Here is a 17,854-nt window from a genome sequence, read left to right on the forward strand (position 1 = left end):
ACCCACTCGCAGGGAACTAACGTAAGGACCGTCACCCAGCTGTCACTACACAGCACAAAGGAGAAGCGGCATGTGCGAGCACATCAACACCCAGGCCAGCAGTGCGAATGAGCTCCGCACACAGCTGGAAGAATTAGGCGAACCACCCCTGCGGAGCTTCAACGCACGACTCGTCCCTACCGAATCCGACGAAGCGCTCCTCGGCATCCGCATTCCCACCCTGCGACAGATCGCCAAAGACCTGTGGCGGCACAACCGTCCCCTGGCCGGCGCCTTCCTATCCGACCTGCCTCACCGGTATCTGGAAGAGAACCTGCTGCACATGCTGCTACTCAACCAGCTGCGGGATGCTGACGAGTACGCTACTGCGCTCGAACCCTTCCTGCCGCACATCACCAACTGGATGGTGAGCGATGCAGCCGGGCCGAAACTCCCCACGGAGGAACTCCAACGGCTTGAACCATACCTGCGTACCTGGCTGGCCGACTCCCACACCTATACGTCCCGGGTGGGTGGGGTACTGCTGATGTCCAACTACCTGCGCGACCTTTTCCGACCCGAACATCTGCAGTGGGTCGCCCGCATCCCCAGCCAGGACTACTACAGCCATATGCTGCAAGGCTGGTACCTGGCGACCGCTCTGGTCACCCAACCCGACGCCATCTGGCCTGTCCTGCGGGACCCGGAGGCTGCCGGGGTGCCGTTGAGCGTGGAGGCTCGGCTGAAGGCGATACAGAAAAGCATTGAGTCCCGGCGGATCAGTGCTGGCGACAAAACTGAACTACGCGCCCTTCGGGCAGCTATACGAGGCAGGCACGCTTGAGTTAGCCGCCGAGTACGCTAGCGCTTGCAGCCGAAACTAGCGATGACAATAAGCTACCGGCAGCACCGGCTCAAGTGAGCAGTGTTTCCTGGTGGCGTGTGTTAGTGGTGTGTGTTGGTGGTGTCGTTAGTGGCCGGTGTTGTAGAGGGGGTCGTTGGGGTGGCGGATGGGGCCGTGGGGGAGGTTGCCGGGTTGGGGGAGGATGCGTTCGGTGTTGTGTGCTGAGCGGCGGGGGCGGCGGGGTGTGGTCTTGCTGGTGGTGTTGTGGCTTGTTCCTGTTCCGGGGGTTCCGGGGATGCCGGAYGTGCYGGGGCGGCCTGTGCTGGTGGTGGGGGTGTTGGGGYYGGTGCCGGMTTTAGCTGGGGAGCCTGAACCGGCAGGGGCTTTCGTGCTGGAACTGGTGGGGGTGTTGGGGTTGGTGCCGGCGGTGCCTGGGGTTTGACCCGCACCGGGTATGGCCCTGAGCGCACCACCTTTGGGCACAACTCGATCCGAAGAGCCTGTACTAAGACCAGTGCCGAAAGCTCCGGCGCCGACAACAAGATTCGTGTGTGGTCGGGATTCGCGGTTTTYGTGGGGGCTTTGGTGAGGGTTGTTCCAGTGGCTGGGGTASCCGCCTAGGTATCYGGCACTGGGGTGTCCTGCAGATCCAGYGGCACCGGCGGTGGTGGTCCCTGCTGGGGTCGCGGGGGRAGGAGTGGTACCTGAGGCCATACTGGTGGGGCCACTAACTGAACCGACACCGCTCCCTTGGCTGGGGGGCAACGGATGGGCTGCATTCGGTGTGGTCTCCGCTGGAGGCATGCCCTTTCCAGGGGTGGCCTTGGGGATGTCTGTAGTGTCCGGGGGCGGGACTACCGGCTGGGCAAGAACAGACTTCGCACCAGCCGGGCTGGCCGCGATGAAAGGAGCATCCACTACTCCATTAGAATTCGCGGGAATGAAAGATCGTTGAGGTGGTGTGGACGGATCGTAATCGCTCTTAAACGCCCGAAGTGGAACTGGAAACTCGACCTTGCTCGTATCTACTTCATGCAGCTGAGGATTATAGTGATTTCGCAGAACAGCGTTCGCTTCCTCACTATAACGAGAGCCATCAAACGGTTTCTGTTCAGCTGCAGCTTTAGTCTGTGCACGTTCCGATTCATCGGCAATAGCATTTAGGTGAGTACGGGTCTCAGCGTAGCTTCTCGTAAACGCATCTAGGCGACTACCGATTTCGTGCGTCCTTCGTGAAAGCTGATCTATTGAGACTGACCAACGGCGAATGCCTTCCCCTGCTGCACTCGTAAACGTGCCTTGCGATCCAGAATTCTCAACTTCAGAAGCAATTTTCTTAATACCATCGGCGAGATGAGAAAGATTCTTGCTGGCATCAACCCAAGCCGTTGCACACTCATAAAACGTCGATGGATCATATTTAGAAAAACCAACTGCAAGTGCTGAAACATCCTGCTCAAGTGGCTCTTCTACGATCTCGATCCCATGGCTAGCGTAGGTCAAATAATGCTCGCCATTCTTGAGCTCGAAACCCTTACCAAGGTCTTGCATACCCTTTTGATAGTGCGGTTCATGCTTCAGATTTCCCGAGATATTGTCATAGACAAGGTCCAGAATCTCGCCGAAATCATCATCAACATAGTTCAGAGTTTCACATTGTTTAGCGAGTGCTTGCCAAACACAGTCTCCCTCAGAGGCATGCCATGTCATCACTTTCAACAGTCCATGATTGGAGTCAGCAAGAGCATTTATCTGATTGAAGATACTCTGAAGAGAAACAAGTTGGGAGCTTAAGCCATGGAACGAGCATTTGTTGTAACTCGTAATGTCAATGTCTGAAACAAGCTTTTGTAACTTCTTTGAGGCCAATTGAAGATCATCGACCCTTATATTCATCTCAAACACTGAACTTCCCCTACTCTACTTTCGTCACGATACTCATTAGCTCGTTGCAGGCTTCGTCGTGGCTTTTGGGGTCTTTGCCGGTGATCGCTGCCGCATATGCCACACCGTCATGCTCATAATTCAAAGAACACTCAAATCCCTGTAATGATGTTCCTTCACCGACGAACTTGATATGCCCCATGTAGTAGCTCCGCCCGTCACGTTTCACTACACCCCGCAGTTCAAATCCGTCCCGATGATTCGCCTCATCCAGTGACTTTTCTTGGCTGAAGAAGAACTGAATCTGCCCTTTGTTGTGCGACCAATAACACGAGTACTTCCCCACTCCCCCGTCTCGATTGAGTAGATCTTTCTGCGGGTCAAACCCCACCTTCCGCAGCGCCGACACATTCACCTGATTACAAATCGCCAACCAATCAGAGGTTTGCTTCAAACCCCACTTCCGATAAATCGCCAGATTCCTATCAACATCTTCACCGGTTTTTACTGAATCCCAGGATTGATCCGGCTCAACTCCCTCGGTATGGTTCGCATAAATGTGGTCAGGGTTTCGTTGACTACTGCTCGACCAACTGGCGCTCGTGTTGTCGTTAAGAACTGACTGGTTGTCACATCCCGCTAGTCCACCAAGAACAGTGCAGACAAAAGCAACAGCTGTGAGCTTCTTCCCTGGAGAAGTCAGTGAGAACGAGGACATCATCGGAGAGAACCTTTCAACAGTGAGCACTACGCCCAGCATTAAACCACGCACAGCACTGTCGTAGGGGCGCTACTTTCGCGGAGGCACCATCTCGATAAGCTCATCACAAGCCTGCTGAAGCGAATGAACTCTGTGCGGGAGGATCCGCTGCGGCAGAACTCAAGCTGATTCTTTCTGAGCCCACCGACTGCCCATCGCATCCGACCAGGCAGAGGATGAGGCCGGCGAATACCACCACGTAGATGACGCGTTCAAGATAGCGGGATGCAGTACTGCGGGTAGTCATAGTCATGGGTGCTGTCCTTCGGTGATGCGGTAGGAACCGCATTGTGGTGCTGTGGTAAGTACCAGGAAATTACCGCATGGCCCACCTGCACACGGGGAGCTACATTCCCGCACAAATGCCATAGATACGCCCCCACCTGCGGGGAAAGAAAACGAAACTAGGTGTGCGCGGGCTACAACCGATGGGAGGGTGGCAACCTATGCGTGGGCTGCAACCGATGGGGAAATCCGCAACCTTCGGGGGCCGCTACAGTTTGCGGGACTGCATCTCCCACAGCGAAACCTCCGACTGGTAGCGCTCCACCACCGCCTGGGTCACATACTGCAGGCCAGGAACGGTGTAGTGGTAGCGGGCACCCACCTCTTCGTGGTTGAGAATGAACCGCTCGGGGTCGGCGGCGCAGAGGGTGTGGCCGGTGACGTCGCGGAACGGCACGTTGAACACGCCACTGCTGGCAACCTCCAAGCCGCGGTCGCGCATCACTGCGGTGCTGTAGTCGGCCGCCCGGGTGGTGGCGTTGGAGAGGGATTCGTCCGCTCCCCGCCGCAGATTCTCCACTCGTGCCATCTCCAGAGGCGTCATGTTGGGCAGGTTCTTGCAACCCACACCTTCCACTAGTGGCAGGTAGCCGACGGTGACGATCATGGCCTTGGGGGCCAGGGCACGAATGTCCTGCAGCACGTCAACCAGGTCCTGCTCCACCGCGCTCTGTTCTGCATGCGGCAGGTAGGGGCCAGTGCCGGGGAAGGCGTTGTCGCTGATCAGCTGGTTCTGCACATGTAGGTCGTTGGAGCCGTAGCTCAACAGCACCAGCCGGGTGGTGGGGCCCACATACTTTTTGGCGTTGAGTTTCCAGTAGAGGCCAGAGCGTGCGCCTGCACAGGAGAGGTCCGCCATGGGCAGTCCCAGTTTGGCAGAGACGCGTTGTGGCCAGGCGCCCTCGTAGTGCTTGCACTTGCTTAACGGGTTTTCTGCTTGCTTCTTGGTGGGTGCCAGGGACATGGTGGAGTCCCCGAACACCACCATTGGGTAGCCGTCCGGGTAGGGGTTGGGGATGGGCAGTTCGATTTCGCTGCTGGGGGTGGCGATCTTCGTTTTTGCCACCTTCTTGGGCTGCTTCTTCGCCATGGAGGTGGCGGGGGTACGCTCCTTGTTGTTGTGTGTGGTGGGTGACGGCTTGTGGGTAGCGACCTGCGGATTTTCGGTGGAGGCGATAATTGCTTCCTCATGGGAAGTAAATAGTCCGCCCGTCGCCAGCTGGGATACAGCCAGGATGACGGTGGCGGCTAGGGTTCCCGCCACAATGCCCACGCGCTGCGTACGAGATAGGTCTTTACGCTGCATGGAACTCACCAACTTCTTGAACAACAAACTTCGCACTCTGTTCCGCCCCGCACACTGGCCACTGGCTGGTGCGCAGGTAAAAAGGAAACCCCAGACTCGATCCGGAATCCGGCCTCACCTGGGGTGTCCCGAAGGCGGAAGTGAAGGGATTTGAACCCCTGGTCCGCGCTAACGGACGCTCGCTTTCAAGGCGAGTGCATTCGGCCGCTCTGCCACACTTCCTTGCGCCATCACTGGCGTCTTTTCCATGTTACCGGCAAGGCCCGGCCACCTGAAAACCTAGTGGGCGAAATTACGCACCTGACGCTGCCATACCCGCTGTTCCGACCAGTACTTCCGCAACACTCGGTCCGCAATGTAGCTCAAACCCTTGGTGGTGTAGTGGTAGCGTACACCCTTCTTTTCCTTATTGAGGATGAAACGCTGCGAGGTCTTGGCACACAAGTCATGCCCAGACACTTTACGGAACGGCACATTGTAGATACCCGGCGACACCACCTGGAGGCCCTGGTTTACCCATTTTTGTTTACTTAACGTCGCCACTCGGTTGGTGGAATTCGTCAACGCAATGTCGGCGTTCTCCCGCAGATGACGCACTCGCGCCGTCTCCAACCGTGTCATATTGGGCAGGTTCTTGCACTGTGCCTCCTGCACCAGCGGCAGGTAACCGACGGTCAGAATCATGGCGTTGGGGGCACGCTTACGCACATCCCGCAGGATTTTCACCAGGGACCCTTCCACCTCTTGCCGGGTCTTCCCCTCAAAACGGGGGCCGGTGCCGGGTAGTGCGTTGTCGCTGATCAGCTGGAATACCACCCGCAGGTCATTCGAGCCGTAGCTCACCACCACCAGTTGGGTGCGCGGCCCCAGGTACTTATCCAGCTGCTTCTGCCAGTACGCCCCCGTCTTGGCGCCGGAGCAGGACAGGTCCGCCAGCGGCAAGTGCAGGGACTCGGACACCTGCAGCGGCCAGGTTCCGGTGTAGTGGCTGCAGGAGCCGAACGGGTTGGTGCGGCGCTCCGTGGGGGCCAGCGCCATGGTGGAATCCCCGAACGCCACCATTGGGTAGCCGAAGCGGTAGCGGTTGGGCTTCTTCTTGGCAGCGTTGGTGCCGGTGGCGAAGTTCATCCCTTGGCGGGCATCCCATAGGTGTACGCTGCTGCCGTCCTGCGGGGAGGGTGACGAGTCCCGGGACGTACCACCGTGGCTACGCCCGGCGCCGGTGGAGGTGGAGCCGGAACCATCCGGCGTGTGCTTGGGGGTGAGAGTGACGGATTCGGGGGGCACAACAACATTCGGCAGGGCAGCCTGGGCGGTGGCGATGCCGTCGTCTTCCGAAAAGACACCCGTGAGGGTGCCGATGGTGCCCAGACCGAGGGCGGCCGTCAGCACCAGGGCGCCCGCGACGACCGTGCGTCGCGTGAAACGGAAGAGCTTGTTGTGCATGGTGGTACTCGCAATTCTGTTGAGTTCGTGGTCAGTATGACAAAAGAAGGAAACCCCTGCTCGGGCAGCACCGAAAACGCAGCGTGTTGGCTACATTAAGAACCATGTATGCGCACGCCTTACCCGTCTGCCGCGGCCCCCGGTCACTCACCTGGAGGCACGTCCCCGACCCAGTTCCCGGCCCCGGCGAAGTCCTCCTGCAAGTGGCAGCTGTCGCTGTCAACCGCATGGACCTCGCCCAGACCCAAGGCCGCTACCAGCCGCCCGCCGGCGTCGCACCCTACCCCGGCATCGAATGCTCCGGCAGGATTGTCGCCCTGGGGCCAGACCAACCAGAAGGCTCACCCTGGCAGGTGGGGGATGAATGCTGTGCCCTCCTCAACGGGGGTGGCTACGCCGAGTTGGCGGTCGCACCCACACTGCAACTTCTCCCCATCCCACAGGGGATAGCCCTGGTCGATGCTGCCGCACTCCCGGAGGCTGCCTGCGTCGCCTGGTCCACCCTCGTCATGGAAGGCCGCCTGGCTCCCGGCAACACCGTCCTCATTGAAGGCGGATCTGGTGGTATGGGATCCTTCGCTATTCAGTTAGCCAAAGCCCTCGGCGCGGGAGTGGTCGCGATGGCCGGCACCGACCAAGGGGTTAACCTGTGCTGGGACTTGGGTGCAGATGTTGCCCTCAACTATCGTGACGAAGACCCCGTCATGTCGCTCCGCACACTCGGCGGCGCCAACGTCATCTTCGACCTGATGGGCGCATCGCATTTGGCCCAACACATTGAGTGCATTGCGCCCGGGGGCAGAATTGTTACAGTCTCCCTGCAAGGAAAATTAGACAACCCGGTGGATATGGGTGTCCTCATGCCACAACTCATGGGGAAACGCGGCGCCATCATCACCACCAGTATGCGTAGCCGCCCCGCCACCGGCCCCGGCTCCAAAGCAGAGGTCATCCGGCATGTCACCCAGCATGTGTGGCCACTCATCGCCACAGGCCTCATTGGGCCCGTCATCCAGCGCCGCGTTCCCATCCGCTCCGCCCATGACGTCCTCACCGACGTGCAAAACCGCACTACCCTGGGGAAGTCGGTCCTGCGTGTAGGCCGCTAGCCACACCGTCGCCCCATTTCCCCACCCCCGAGGTGGTTTGGTGACGCGTCCAGTACCTAACTTTTCCTGCTAGGAAGGTAGGCTCAAAGAGTGCACAAAGTAGAACGAACTGCTGGTGTGATCCCCGATCACGACCACACCGGCCTCGGTATTCTCGCGAAAACCTTTGAAGGCGAACCGCCCAAGTCGGACTCCTTCACGTTCAAACGCGCCTTTGGCGACCTGAAGGACGGCTGGAAATCCGATCAACTGTGGCTCCAACTGGGCTGGCAGGACATCAAGCAACGCTACCGTCGCTCCACCCTCGGCCCCCTCTGGATCACCATTGCCACCGGCGTGATGGCTGTTGCCTTGGGCCTCCTCTACTCCCTGCTCTTCAAAGAGGAACTTTCCTATTTCCTCCCCCACGTCACCCTCGGCCTCATCCTGTGGGGCTTCATCGCCGGGTGCATTCAGGAAGGTGCCCAAGTCTTCATTGCCAACGAAGGCCTCATTAAGCAGCTACCTGCACCGCTCAGCGTGCACGTCTACCGGCTGGTCTGGCGGCAAACCCTCTTCCTGGCCCACAACATGATTATCTACCTCATCTTGTTGGTCGTCTTCCGCCCTCATCTGGGCTGGGACGCGCTCCTTTTCCTCCCCGCACTCCTCCTTTTCCTCCTCAATGGCGTGTGGGTGGCCATGTTCTTCGGCATCATCTCCACCCGCTTCCGCGACGTCGCCCCGCTGGTGGACTCCCTCGTGCAACTGTGCTTCTACATGACCCCCATCGTGTGGACCACCCGCACTCTCTACTCCAACAACACCATGTCGGAGCGCGCCCGGCTGGCCGAGCTTAACCCGCTGTACCACTACATGGAGATCATGCGCTCCCCGCTGATGGGCCTCGACGTCGCCCCCTACCACTGGTATATCGTCATTGGCTTCACCGTCATAGGCTGGGGCCTGATGCTCCTCGTCATGAAAAAGGCACGCGGCCGCGTGTCCTACTGGGTATAAGAGAGGGGACAGCACCACCATGAGCCACAAAGAAAACCGCGCCGAAGCAGCCGCCGCCCGCGCCGCCGAACGTGCCGCCCGTCGTGCCGCCCGCGTCAGCCTCTCCGACCGTCTTCATCGGCCCGCCCCCCGCACCACCGACGTCTCTATCGACACCTACGATGCCTGCGTCGACTTCCCTATCTTCGACGCCCGCACCCGCTCCCTCAAACAAACCTTCCTGGGTGCCGCCGGCGGCGCCATCGGCCGTAATAGCAGCAACGTCGTTGTCGTAGAAGCCCTCAAAAACATCAACCTGCACCTGCGGGAAGGCGACCGGGTAGGCCTAGTTGGCCACAACGGCGCCGGAAAATCCACGCTACTGCGCCTCCTCTCCGGCATCTACGAGCCCACCCGCGGCTCCGCCGAAGTCCACGGACGCGTCGCCCCCGTCTTCGACCTGGGCATCGGCATGGATCCGGAAATCTCTGGCTACGAAAACATCATCATTCGCGGCCTCTTCCTCGGGCAGACCCGCCAGCAGATGAAAGAAAAGATGGAAGAGATCGCCGAGTTCACCGAACTGGGCGAATACTTAGACATGCCGCTACGCACCTACTCCAGCGGTATGCGCATCCGCCTCGCCCTAGGTGTCGTCACCTCCATCGACCCCGAGATTCTGCTGCTGGACGAAGGTCTCGGCGCGGTGGACGCGGCGTTTATGAGGAAAGCCCGCCACCGCCTGAAGGACATGGTGCAGCGCTCCGGCCTACTGGTGTTCGCCAGCCACTCCAATGAATTCCTGGCGCAGCTGTGCGATAAAGCCATCTGGATTGACCACGGCGAAGCTGTGCTAGCAGGGTCTGTCGAGGAAGTGGTACGCGCCTATGAAGGCAATGAGGCGGGCGACCATGTTGCCAACATTATTGCCCAGATGGAGCGGGAGGACCGGGAACGCGGTATCGACTCGCGCCGACTGATTGTGCCACACGGTATTGAGCAGCCGGGTGATGATGACAGTGCGGCGGCTGGCACTGATGCAGGTGCCGCTGGCGAACCGGGCGAAGGAGCATAGCATGCAGGTTGTCGGCGTCGTCGTCACCTACAACCGGACGGACGTCCTCGGCCGCTCCCTGGACATCCTCGCCCACCAAAGCCGCCCCCTCGACCACCTCATCGTCGTCGACAACGGCAACGACCCAGCCGTCGCAACACTGCTGGAGAACGCCGGCGCTACCGCCAACAACGGCGCCGGCATGGCCGTCACCTACCTGCCCTCCCAGCACAATCTCGGCGGAGCCGGCGGTTTCGCCCTCGGTATGCTGCACGCCCTCGCCCTCGGCGCCGACTGGGTCTGGTGCGCTGACGACGATGGCCACCCCGACGGACCCGATGTCCTCCGCACCCTCCTCGACTGCGTTAAACGCTACCACTTGGACCAGGTGTCGCCCGTCGTCTGCACCATTGACGCCCCCGACACCCTCGCCTTTCCTTTGCGCCGCGGCCTCGTCTGGCGGCGCACCCGTGATGAACTCTTTGACGACGATGACCCCCAGCACCAGAACATGCTGCTGCCTGGCATCGCCTCCCTCATGAACGGTGCCCTCTTCAGTGCCCACTGCCTGGACACCATTGGTGTCCCCGACCTGCGGCTCTTCATGCGTGGTGACGAAGTGGAACTGCACCGGCGGCTGGAACGCAGCGGCCTGAAATTCGGCACCTGCCTGGCCACCGCCTACCTACACCCCAATGGGGCTGACGAGTTCAAACCCATTCTGGGTGGACGGATGCACGCCCAATACCCGGACAGCCCCGCCAAGCGCTACTACACCTACCGCAACCGCGGCTTCCTCATGGCCATGCCCGGCAAACGGAGCCTGCTCCTCCAGGAATACGCCCGCTTCACCTGGTTCTTCCTAGTGCAGCAGCGAGACCTTGCCGGCTTCCGGGAGTGGCGACGGCTGCGCAAACTCGGCCGAGCCGAAAAGCTCTACCGCATGCCGTAAGACGGCCCACCAAGGGAAGGGTGTGCAGTGCAGCCGCCAGCCTAGCGCCCGCTAGCGCATGTGGAACGCATCCACATGCATACGATCCGGGCTCACACCCTGCTCCAAGAAATACGTGTGGTAGTCGGCGCACAAATCCGTTGGCCCACACATGTGGATAGTGATGTCCTCGCCATACAGCGGGGCAGCCTCCCCGGCTACCGCCTCCGTACCCGACAACGCCACTGCCCCAGCCGTCGGCATCCCCGCCAACAGCGGCTGAGACTCGTCACCCTCCAAGGGGAACGCAATACGGTGAGCCTGCTGCGGTGTCAACCGCTCCCCACTCTCCGTATCCACCTCCACCAAGGTAAGCCATCCCCACTCCTGTGCGCACTCGCGCACCAGGTTCACATACGCCGGCTTCTCTGACGGCCGATACGACCACACCAACGTCACATGGCCGGGGAACTCCTCCCCTACCGCCAGATTCAAATCCCGCAGCCATGCCACAAACGGGGTAATGCCAATACCGCCGGCCACCCACAACTGCCGCACCCCACCATGGGCAGGGTGTGCGCCCCCACGTGGCGTGGACACCGTCACCGGCATCCCCTCATACACGTTATCCACCAGCCAACGAGACCCCTTCCCGCCAGCCTTAATGCAGTACTCCACCTGGCGATCCCAGGCCATACCCTGCGTCCGCATACGCGACCCCACCCCCACATGCTGAGTAGGGCCAGTACGGCCCACCACATTGGGGATAGACGTCATAGTGAAGGGGTGCGGGCCACCCTTCTGCCCTGGTACACCCAGATAGGAATACTGCCCGGCCGTATACCAGTAGCCCACCGGGCGGCCCCGCTGCAGACGCGACTCTAACTCCACAGTGACGATGACGGTATCCGGGTTGGGGTACATTAGCTTCACCACTGTGCCTGGGTACCGACGATCCGTGCGGAACTGCTGGATGATCATGACGCGCAGCACTACTAGCGCGGCGGCGATAATCACCAGGCAGTAGGCCGACAACAGACACGGCAGCCCCACGGCACCGGCCACATCGGCCACACTGGGAACACTGTTTGTACCGGCTAGCCCCGCTCCCGCAGCCCCCGTTCCATTGTTATCTGGCATAGACTGGTTGAGCACCGAGGTTTCCCACATCTGCCAGGCCAACACGGCCCACAGCGCCACCGTCGCAGCATTAAACACCGGGTAGATTACGTCAAATGGGATACGAGCAATCCACGCCCCCGGCCCCCGCCGCGGCGCATGGCGCATATTCGGCCCCACATACCGCAGTAGTGCCAGCACTGTCACCAGTACCAACACCACTAGCAGTACCGTGTCCGACACATGCTTATCCACTGTATTATGGGTGCTTCCCAAGGCAGCTCGACGTATCACATACGCCAACCATTCCACCGCCAGGCCCAGCACCGTGGCGATCTTATTCCAACGCAGCATTCCCTCCGCGCCATTAAAGGACTTATTGACGCGCGGCAGCGCATCCAGCGCCCCAATACCCGTCACCATCAACCACAGGCCCACTATCTGCAGCACCACTGCAGGGAAGTCGTAGACGGCCTGCAATTCCACCTCGCCCAGTTGGTCGCCGTAGGCCAGCAGCGCCAGCAGCAGAGCGGCCACACACGAGAGGAGCATGCCGGAGTTCGCCTTCAACACTTTGATGGTAGCGGAGACGAAGTAGCCGATTTTCTGCCTGGCACTGGTGTGGGCTTCCGGTCTGCGCGGTGCGGCCATACGGCGGAGCTCGGTGGTGGAACTGGCGTCGATGGGGTTGGCGTCGGTGGGGCGCGGAGAGGTCATAGTGTTTAGGGTAGTCCCCTGGGTCCTTGTTCTGCGCATTAGTGGGCTGGTGACGGCACTGATCTGTGCCCAGCGAACAGGGTGTAACGCCTGCCCGGTGTGTTAACGATAAATGGCTTCGGCAAGCTCCAACGCCTGCCGAACACTTGTTTCACGGCGTGAAACGTCGCAGCTGTGGTGGGGCGGACGCACCGGTAACCCCACCGGATGCACCACTGGCCACAACGACCCAGCCGCCTGCACGCTCTCATGCTTCACCGAATAGTAGCCCAGCCCATGCGCATCCACCGCCACCCCCTCACAGCCGGCAGCCGCTGCCAACAAATGCGGGTGGAACCGGGTGGACAGCCACCGCACCTGCTCCCCCACCGGCAGACCCTCACGCCACAACCGCGCAAACGGCACAAACTCCGCCCCCGGAAAATACTCCTGCACTACCTGCTGCCAAATGACGTAATCCCCATAGGGAATACACTCCACCACCAGCAGCTCTGGACCCGTCACCTGCCACTCCGTCAGCGTCTCTCGCACCCAGTCCCACAGCGCCTCTTTATCCCCCACCAAATCCGACTGCACACACAGCACCGTAGACCGGCCATGCGGCACCGGATGGTACGGGAAGCGGCCATGCGTATCCGCACAGGACAGGTGCTGAAACCCCCACTCCAGCAGCGGCAGGTCCGAAGTGATAACGGCGCCTGGCGCTGGGTCACCCGGCTGTGCTAGCTCACCCAGCGCTCCCGTTTGGCCCGGTATAGCCGACGTCCCCGGATGGCCCGATACCCCCAGCTTTCCCGCATACTGCAGTTTCTCTGACCACCGCTTCCACACCGGACGACGCGCCGCCGCAGTCTGCGCCTCCTCCAGACGCTGCTCGGCCTCCTCCACAATCCCCAAGGCCACAGCCACCCATGTATCGTCCCCCACCTGGGAGAACTCCGCTCTCGGCAACGGCTGGTAGGAACGGCGCGTGCCCTCCGCCTCCAGTTTCACCACACTATCCACCGCACGCTGCAACACGGCCGCACTTGCCGCATCGCGTACCGTTACCGCATCCGCCTGCAGCACATAGGGCAAGATGGTCCCCTGCCGCTGCGGCATCAGGCCAGCACCGGTGGCTACAAACAGTGGCCGCGGCTCCCCTTCCGGTCGCTCACGCTCCGCCACCGCCGCCACTGCCGCGATAATCGCTGCATGGTGTGGCCACATGTCGTTCAGGTAGCCACCACCCACCACGTGCAGCACATCTGCATTGCCCACCAGGTCCAGGTTGGAGGCTAGGTCCGCCTGCGCCCCACCATCCAGCACCCAGGAGCTGGTGAGCTCGCACAGTTTTGCCAACTGGTCAATGTTGACCTCATCTGTGGTGACGGCGGTGTCCCCCTGCGGGAAAACCTCCCGCCCGGCCCGCTCCACCAGATCCCACAGAGTGTTGGTGACCACCAGGTTGGGATGGAGGCCACGCAGCAGCACGGCCGCTTTGCCGGGGCTATGGCAGTCCACCACGACAGTGGCATCGGGGTGGGTACGGGCGAGGTAGCGCAGCCAGGTGGCGACGATGAGTTCGTCACCCCAGTTAGGGACGCCGGCGGGAGAAACCAGGTAAAAGATACGAGGGCGCTCCGCCTGCCAAGTGCGGCGGGGATGGTGCCGGAGGACGGACGAAACACTCACCCTTCCAGGCTAGCCAACTCGGCCCTGGAGTGCAGTGGAAACCCCCGGCAGCACAGCGGATTGCAACCAAGCTGTTACCCTGCGGGAGACAGTCGAACATGCGACAGTGGGTGCGCCGGCAGACAGGTCGGGAGGTGAAGGTGGCGCGGGTGCTAGCCGGCAGGCAACAAGGTTAGCGAACCCGGAAGATGACCGTGCGCTGCACCACGAAGTTCACAATGGTCGCCACCGCCTGGCCGATAACGAAACCGATCGTCTTTGCCCACAAGTGTCCCAGCGGCAGTGCTGCCTCATACACCACGTGGAAAATACCGACGTTCAAGCCGAAAGTGACGGCGTAGAGCAGGCACACCGCCAACAGTCGCTTATTCGAGTGGGCCGCTTGGAAGGTCCAGCGGCGATTAATCATATAGGCGGTGGTGGTGCCGCAGATGAAGGAGATAGCCTTCGCCATGGTGGGATCCATGCCCAGCTGAGAGAGTAGGAGTAGCAGGCCAAAGTCCACCACGGCCGACAAACATCCGGTGATGAAAAAGCGGATGATCTGCGTTTTTAGGCTGATGCCGCGGGCCGCCCCTTCCATCGGGACAGCCGTCACGTTCGTTGCGGCCATCATGGCTTCATCGGCTTCGGCGATGAAATCCTCGGCACCCAGGGGGCCATTATCCTGCTCAAACTGCTGCACGTTCCCTAGAGTAAACCCAAACATGCACCCACGCCACTCGGCCCGCTGCACAAAAGCCCAGTTCTAGACCTAAAATAGAAAGAACCCTAGCGTCCCTAGGAGAGCGAGGACCACTATGCGCCGCTGTGAACCCGTCACCCACCGCCGTACCGCCAGCCGGATCAGCGGTACCCTCCTCAGCCTGGGGTGCACCGCAGCACTGTTAGCCGGCTGTACTATTCCCACTGCGGAGGAGCGTGCATCCGGGCCGGAAGGCACGGCTAGTAGCTCCGCCATCCACCCCCCCAAACCTGGAGTTCCGAAGGGGCAAGGCCCCGCTACTATTAGCGACCAGCAGGCCAATGCTTTGCAGCAGCAGTGGCAGCGCCTCATTTCCCAGTATCCAGATGCCAGCCTCAGTATGACGTTACTGCCGGTGGGCGCCCGGCATGGCACTGCTCCCCTAGAGCTCGGTTTTGCCCCCCACTTGGCTGGTGCGGAAACACTGCGTGTACCCATTGCCCTTGCAGCAGTTCAGAAGTCGGGAGGTAACGGCGACGTGGGTGGGGACCTGATTACCGCCCTGAACGCCAACGATGCGAGGGCGACAGCCCGCCTGTGGACGTCCTTAGGTACCGACGAGCAGGCGGCGAAGGCGACGATGCAGGCACTGCGACAGGCAGGGGACTCTGCGACGAAGGTACGGAAGACTGAGCCGCTGCGCAGCGAGTGGCTACCCGCCAACCAGGTGCGGTTTGCGGCCGGTTTGGCGTGTCTGCCGGCGGCAGAGTACATCCGCTCCGCGATGGCCGCCGCAAACCCGGACCAACAGTTCGGTTTTGCGAATTACGACCAGGCCCAAATAAGCAACGGTTGGGTGACAGTGCAGGGTGCTACCACCGTGCGACAGATGGTGATCCTGGATGTGGGCGGGCCCGGCTTCGTGGCGCTGTCGGTAACGGCGCGCGCGAAGGACGGAAAGAAGGAATCGGCGCAGGTGCTGCTCACTCGGATAGCGCAGTGGATGATGCATCAGCTGCGGAGTGTGCCCGCGGGCCGTTGCCCCTAAGCAGCAGCAACGCCAGGTCTACCCCCTAAGACGTGCCCCTAGACTTGCTCACTAGGGTTGGTCACTAGGGTTGGCCCTCCTGCCGGCGCTATGACGCTGGCAGGAGGTGAACGAGGGGCAGGCCTGCCCTACTTTTTGCCGTAGAGGCGCTCCCAGTTTGCACGAGAGGTCAGTTCCCCAAACGCATCCTGGTATTGCTTGGCAACATCATTCGCTTCCCGTCTGAAGCGACGGATCAGCGCATTAAGCTCGCGGACCTGCTGACGGTGCAGATCCCGGTTGAAGATGCGGCGGCGCACGACTGCCTGGGAGGCATCCGTCACATACACATCCTGGTAGAGCGAGGTGTTCCACCAGGCGGCGTCCTCGTAGGGGACGATGGTGGGGCCAGGGATACGCTTATTGAGCAGCGCCTTTAGCTTGCGCTTCAGCATAACGGCCTTCTCCCAGCGGGCTGCCGGAGGTGGGGCGGCACGGCCCACGCGGGCTACCGGGGGCACATCGTCCAGGTTGGTGGGGCGAGTTTCCGGAAACTCTGCGCGTTCCTTGTTGATGCGGGCGACAGCATCCTGGCCGCCGTCGTGAAGCCCTTCAGGCCCGCGCAGGAAACCGCGGACGGCCGCCATGTGGGTGTAGGCCAGACCGTACTGCATACCGAGGATTTCATGGCGGATGTCCGCCAAAGTGTTAATGGCGAGACTTCTAGGATCAAAGCCAGGTTCCAGGGCGGCAGTGATGAGGCCGTTGCGCATGGAGAAGAAATGCCCAAACCCGTCCACGTCCTTCCAATAGAAATCGGCGTGCCAAACAGCGGCACCAGGGAGCGTGACTGTGGGAATGTTGTGGCGGCGACCGCGCAGCGAGTATTCGACGTCATCCCACTGGAAGAAAAAGGGGATAGGCAGTCCCATGCGGTCGACAGCTTCGGAAGGGATGAGGCAGGACCACCAGCCATTGTATTCGGCGTCGAGTCGGCGTTCCGGTAGCTCCCCGTCCACCATGCTGGTGTTAGTGATGCCATGCGGATCGGTGAGGGTGCCGCGGCGCAGACAGCGCAGGTCGACGCCTTCGGCGGAAGCGAGAAGGAAGTCCGGGTTGAACAGGAACATCATTTGCGCACCGACGATGGTAGGAGTGCGGGTGAGCGCAGCGAAGGAGCGCATGCGAACGACGGTTTCGGGTTCAACGCGTACGTCGTCATCCATGAGGAGGACGTCGACGGGGGTGGCCTGTTCGGTGGCTTCGAAGATGCCGCGGGTGAAGCCGCCGGCACCACCCAGGTTGGGTTGTTGGATGTAGTGGAGGGTACTGCCGAAGGTTCGGGCGGCCTCTTGGAATTCGGCCTGCTCGCTGACGTGTTGGGTACCTTGGTCGGTGACGTATAGTTCGTCGATGAGGGTGCGGACGAGGCTGTCGTGAGCGAGGGCGGCGACGGTAGCAGCGCAGTCGACTGGTCTGTTATAAGTGCAGACGGCGATGGCGAAACGGCGGCCGGTGTAGGTGCTGTCGGCGACAGCGTCTTCGGAGTTTTCGTCCCCGGTGGCCCCGGCGGCCACTTCAGCGTTGATACCGGTGGCGGGGGCGAGGGTGAGGGAGTGCCATTCGACGTCGCTAATGCGGGATTTGCCTTCGCGGGCGGAGAATTCCAGCCAGAGGGAGCCGCCGTCGTGGAAGCTGTTGAGGGGGACGGTGAGAGAGAAGGTGTCAGAGCCTTCGAGGGTGGCTTCGCGGATAGTGCGTTCGTGTCCCCCGATGTCAGAGGCACGGGCGAGGATAGTGGTGTGGACGTTAGGGTCGGCAACGATAGTGCCGGTGACCTCGATGGCGGTGACGCGAGTCCAGCGCTGCCAGTAGGAGGCGGCGAAGCGGCCGAAGTAGGTGTTGGTAGAGAGTGCTGCTCCGCCGTCAATAGTGACGTGGTGGCGGGCGCGGAGCGCGCTGCCGGAGCAGTTTCGAGCGTAGAGGTCTTGGTTCACCCAGGCACGAGGCCCGGTGAAGAGAGTGCGCTGTAGCAGCATTGCCTTGGCACCTTCCC

15 protein-coding genes and 1 tRNA gene are annotated in these 17,854 nt (G+C 61.1%); 6 read left to right on the forward strand and 10 right to left on the reverse strand.

The window, feature by feature from the left end; genetic code table 11:
• The first annotated feature begins 70 nt into the window (after positions 1–70).
• The gene (locus IY73_RS03685) at positions 71–823 is read left to right on the forward strand and encodes a DNA alkylation repair protein (protein WP_053978852.1); all 753 of its coding nucleotides are present in this window, start codon (positions 71–73) and stop codon (positions 821–823) included.
• Between the two features lie 126 nt (positions 824–949).
• Here IY73_RS03685 and IY73_RS03690 read toward each other — a convergent pair whose 3' ends face one another.
• From IY73_RS03690 to IY73_RS03725, 6 genes are all read right to left on the reverse strand, one after another.
• A complete protein-coding gene (locus tag IY73_RS03690; RefSeq protein WP_053978853.1) occupies positions 950–1,741 on the reverse strand; it encodes a hypothetical protein in 792 nt (263 codons plus the stop codon).
• A gap of 997 nt (positions 1,742–2,738) precedes the next feature.
• Positions 2,739–3,455: a hypothetical protein gene (locus IY73_RS03705; RefSeq protein WP_148565043.1), complete on the reverse strand. Its 717-nt coding sequence runs from the start codon at positions 3,453–3,455 to the stop codon at positions 2,739–2,741.
• Positions 3,456–3,531: 76 nt separating this feature from the next.
• Positions 3,532–3,720, reverse strand: a complete 189-nt coding sequence (locus IY73_RS03710; RefSeq protein ID WP_053978855.1) for a hypothetical protein — start codon at positions 3,718–3,720, stop codon at positions 3,532–3,534.
• Positions 3,721–3,960: 240 nt separating this feature from the next.
• Positions 3,961–5,058, reverse strand: a complete 1,098-nt coding sequence (locus IY73_RS03715) for a GDSL-type esterase/lipase family protein (RefSeq protein WP_053961889.1) — start codon at positions 5,056–5,058, stop codon at positions 3,961–3,963.
• 135 nt (positions 5,059–5,193) lie between these two features.
• Positions 5,194–5,280: transfer RNA gene (locus IY73_RS03720), tRNA-Ser, on the reverse strand.
• Positions 5,281–5,337: 57 nt separating this feature from the next.
• A complete protein-coding gene (locus tag IY73_RS03725) occupies positions 5,338–6,504 on the reverse strand; it encodes a GDSL-type esterase/lipase family protein (protein WP_053961890.1) in 1,167 nt (388 codons plus the stop codon).
• Positions 6,505–6,608: 104 nt separating this feature from the next.
• Here IY73_RS03725 and IY73_RS03730 point away from each other — a divergent pair, with 104 nt between their 5' ends.
• The 4 genes from IY73_RS03730 (at position 6,609) to glfT1 (ending at position 10,597) form a co-directional block, all read left to right on the forward strand.
• Entirely contained in the window at positions 6,609–7,613 is a 1,005-nt protein-coding gene (locus tag IY73_RS03730) for an NAD(P)H-quinone oxidoreductase (protein WP_053961891.1), read from the forward strand.
• 120 nt (positions 7,614–7,733) lie between these two features.
• Entirely contained in the window at positions 7,734–8,612 is an 879-nt protein-coding gene (wzm, locus tag IY73_RS03735; protein ID WP_237025144.1) for a galactan export ABC transporter permease subunit Wzm/RfbD, read from the forward strand.
• A 148-nt stretch (positions 8,613–8,760) separates the two neighbouring features.
• Entirely contained in the window at positions 8,761–9,666 is a 906-nt protein-coding gene (wzt, locus tag IY73_RS03740) for a galactan export ABC transporter ATP-binding subunit Wzt/RfbE (protein WP_237025145.1), read from the forward strand.
• 1 nt (position 9,667) lies between these two features.
• A complete protein-coding gene (gene glfT1, locus IY73_RS03745; protein ID WP_053961892.1) occupies positions 9,668–10,597 on the forward strand; it encodes a galactofuranosyltransferase GlfT1 in 930 nt (309 codons plus the stop codon).
• A gap of 51 nt (positions 10,598–10,648) precedes the next feature.
• Here glfT1 and IY73_RS03750 read toward each other — a convergent pair whose 3' ends face one another.
• The 3 genes from IY73_RS03750 to IY73_RS03760 all read right to left on the reverse strand — a co-directional run bounded on the left by IY73_RS03750 (position 10,649) and on the right by IY73_RS03760 (position 14,771).
• The gene (locus tag IY73_RS03750; RefSeq protein WP_053961893.1) at positions 10,649–12,412 is read right to left on the reverse strand and encodes a ferredoxin reductase domain-containing protein; all 1,764 of its coding nucleotides are present in this window, start codon (positions 12,410–12,412) and stop codon (positions 10,649–10,651) included.
• 102 nt (positions 12,413–12,514) lie between these two features.
• Positions 12,515–14,086 (reverse strand): polysaccharide pyruvyl transferase family protein, encoded by a 1,572-nt coding sequence (locus IY73_RS08745; protein ID WP_053961894.1) that lies wholly within the window; start codon positions 14,084–14,086, stop codon positions 12,515–12,517.
• A 172-nt stretch (positions 14,087–14,258) separates the two neighbouring features.
• On the reverse strand, positions 14,259–14,771 hold the full coding sequence (locus tag IY73_RS03760; RefSeq protein ID WP_237023760.1) for a GtrA family protein: 513 nt from the start codon (positions 14,769–14,771) through the stop codon (positions 14,259–14,261).
• A 115-nt stretch (positions 14,772–14,886) separates the two neighbouring features.
• Here IY73_RS03760 and IY73_RS03765 point away from each other — a divergent pair, with 115 nt between their 5' ends.
• Positions 14,887–15,819 carry a hypothetical protein gene (locus IY73_RS03765; RefSeq protein WP_053961895.1) on the forward strand — a complete coding sequence of 311 codons (933 nt, stop codon included), beginning with the start codon at positions 14,887–14,889 and terminating at the stop codon, positions 15,817–15,819.
• A gap of 128 nt (positions 15,820–15,947) precedes the next feature.
• Here the strand turns inward: IY73_RS03765 and IY73_RS03770 are convergent, their stop codons facing one another.
• Positions 15,948–17,837: a glycosyltransferase gene (locus IY73_RS03770; protein WP_082345385.1), complete on the reverse strand. Its 1,890-nt coding sequence runs from the start codon at positions 17,835–17,837 to the stop codon at positions 15,948–15,950.
• Positions 17,838–17,854 lie beyond the last annotated feature (17 nt).

This window comes from Lawsonella clevelandensis (assembly GCF_001293125.1).
In the GTDB taxonomy this organism is placed as follows: domain Bacteria; phylum Actinomycetota; class Actinomycetes; order Mycobacteriales; family Mycobacteriaceae; genus Lawsonella; species Lawsonella clevelandensis.

Coding starts and splice junctions, on each gene's coding strand:
- IY73_RS03730 (WP_053961891.1), top strand. CDS start 6,609: ATGTATGCGCACGCCTTACCCGTCTGCCGCGGCCCCCGGTCACTCACC.
- IY73_RS03765 (WP_053961895.1), top strand. CDS start 14,887: ATGCGCCGCTGTGAACCCGTCACCCACCGCCGTACCGCCAGCCGGATC.
- IY73_RS03725 (WP_053961890.1), bottom strand. CDS start 6,504: ATGCACAACAAGCTCTTCCGTTTCACGCGACGCACGGTCGTCGCGGGC.
- IY73_RS03710 (WP_053978855.1), bottom strand. CDS start 3,720: ATGACTATGACTACCCGCAGTACTGCATCCCGCTATCTTGAACGCGTC.
- IY73_RS03685 (WP_053978852.1), top strand. CDS start 71: ATGTGCGAGCACATCAACACCCAGGCCAGCAGTGCGAATGAGCTCCGC.
- IY73_RS03750 (WP_053961893.1), bottom strand. CDS start 12,412: ATGACCTCTCCGCGCCCCACCGACGCCAACCCCATCGACGCCAGTTCC.
- IY73_RS03770 (WP_082345385.1), bottom strand. CDS start 17,837: ATGCTGCTACAGCGCACTCTCTTCACCGGGCCTCGTGCCTGGGTGAAC.
- IY73_RS03715 (WP_053961889.1), bottom strand. CDS start 5,058: ATGCAGCGTAAAGACCTATCTCGTACGCAGCGCGTGGGCATTGTGGCG.
- glfT1 (WP_053961892.1), top strand. CDS start 9,668: ATGCAGGTTGTCGGCGTCGTCGTCACCTACAACCGGACGGACGTCCTC.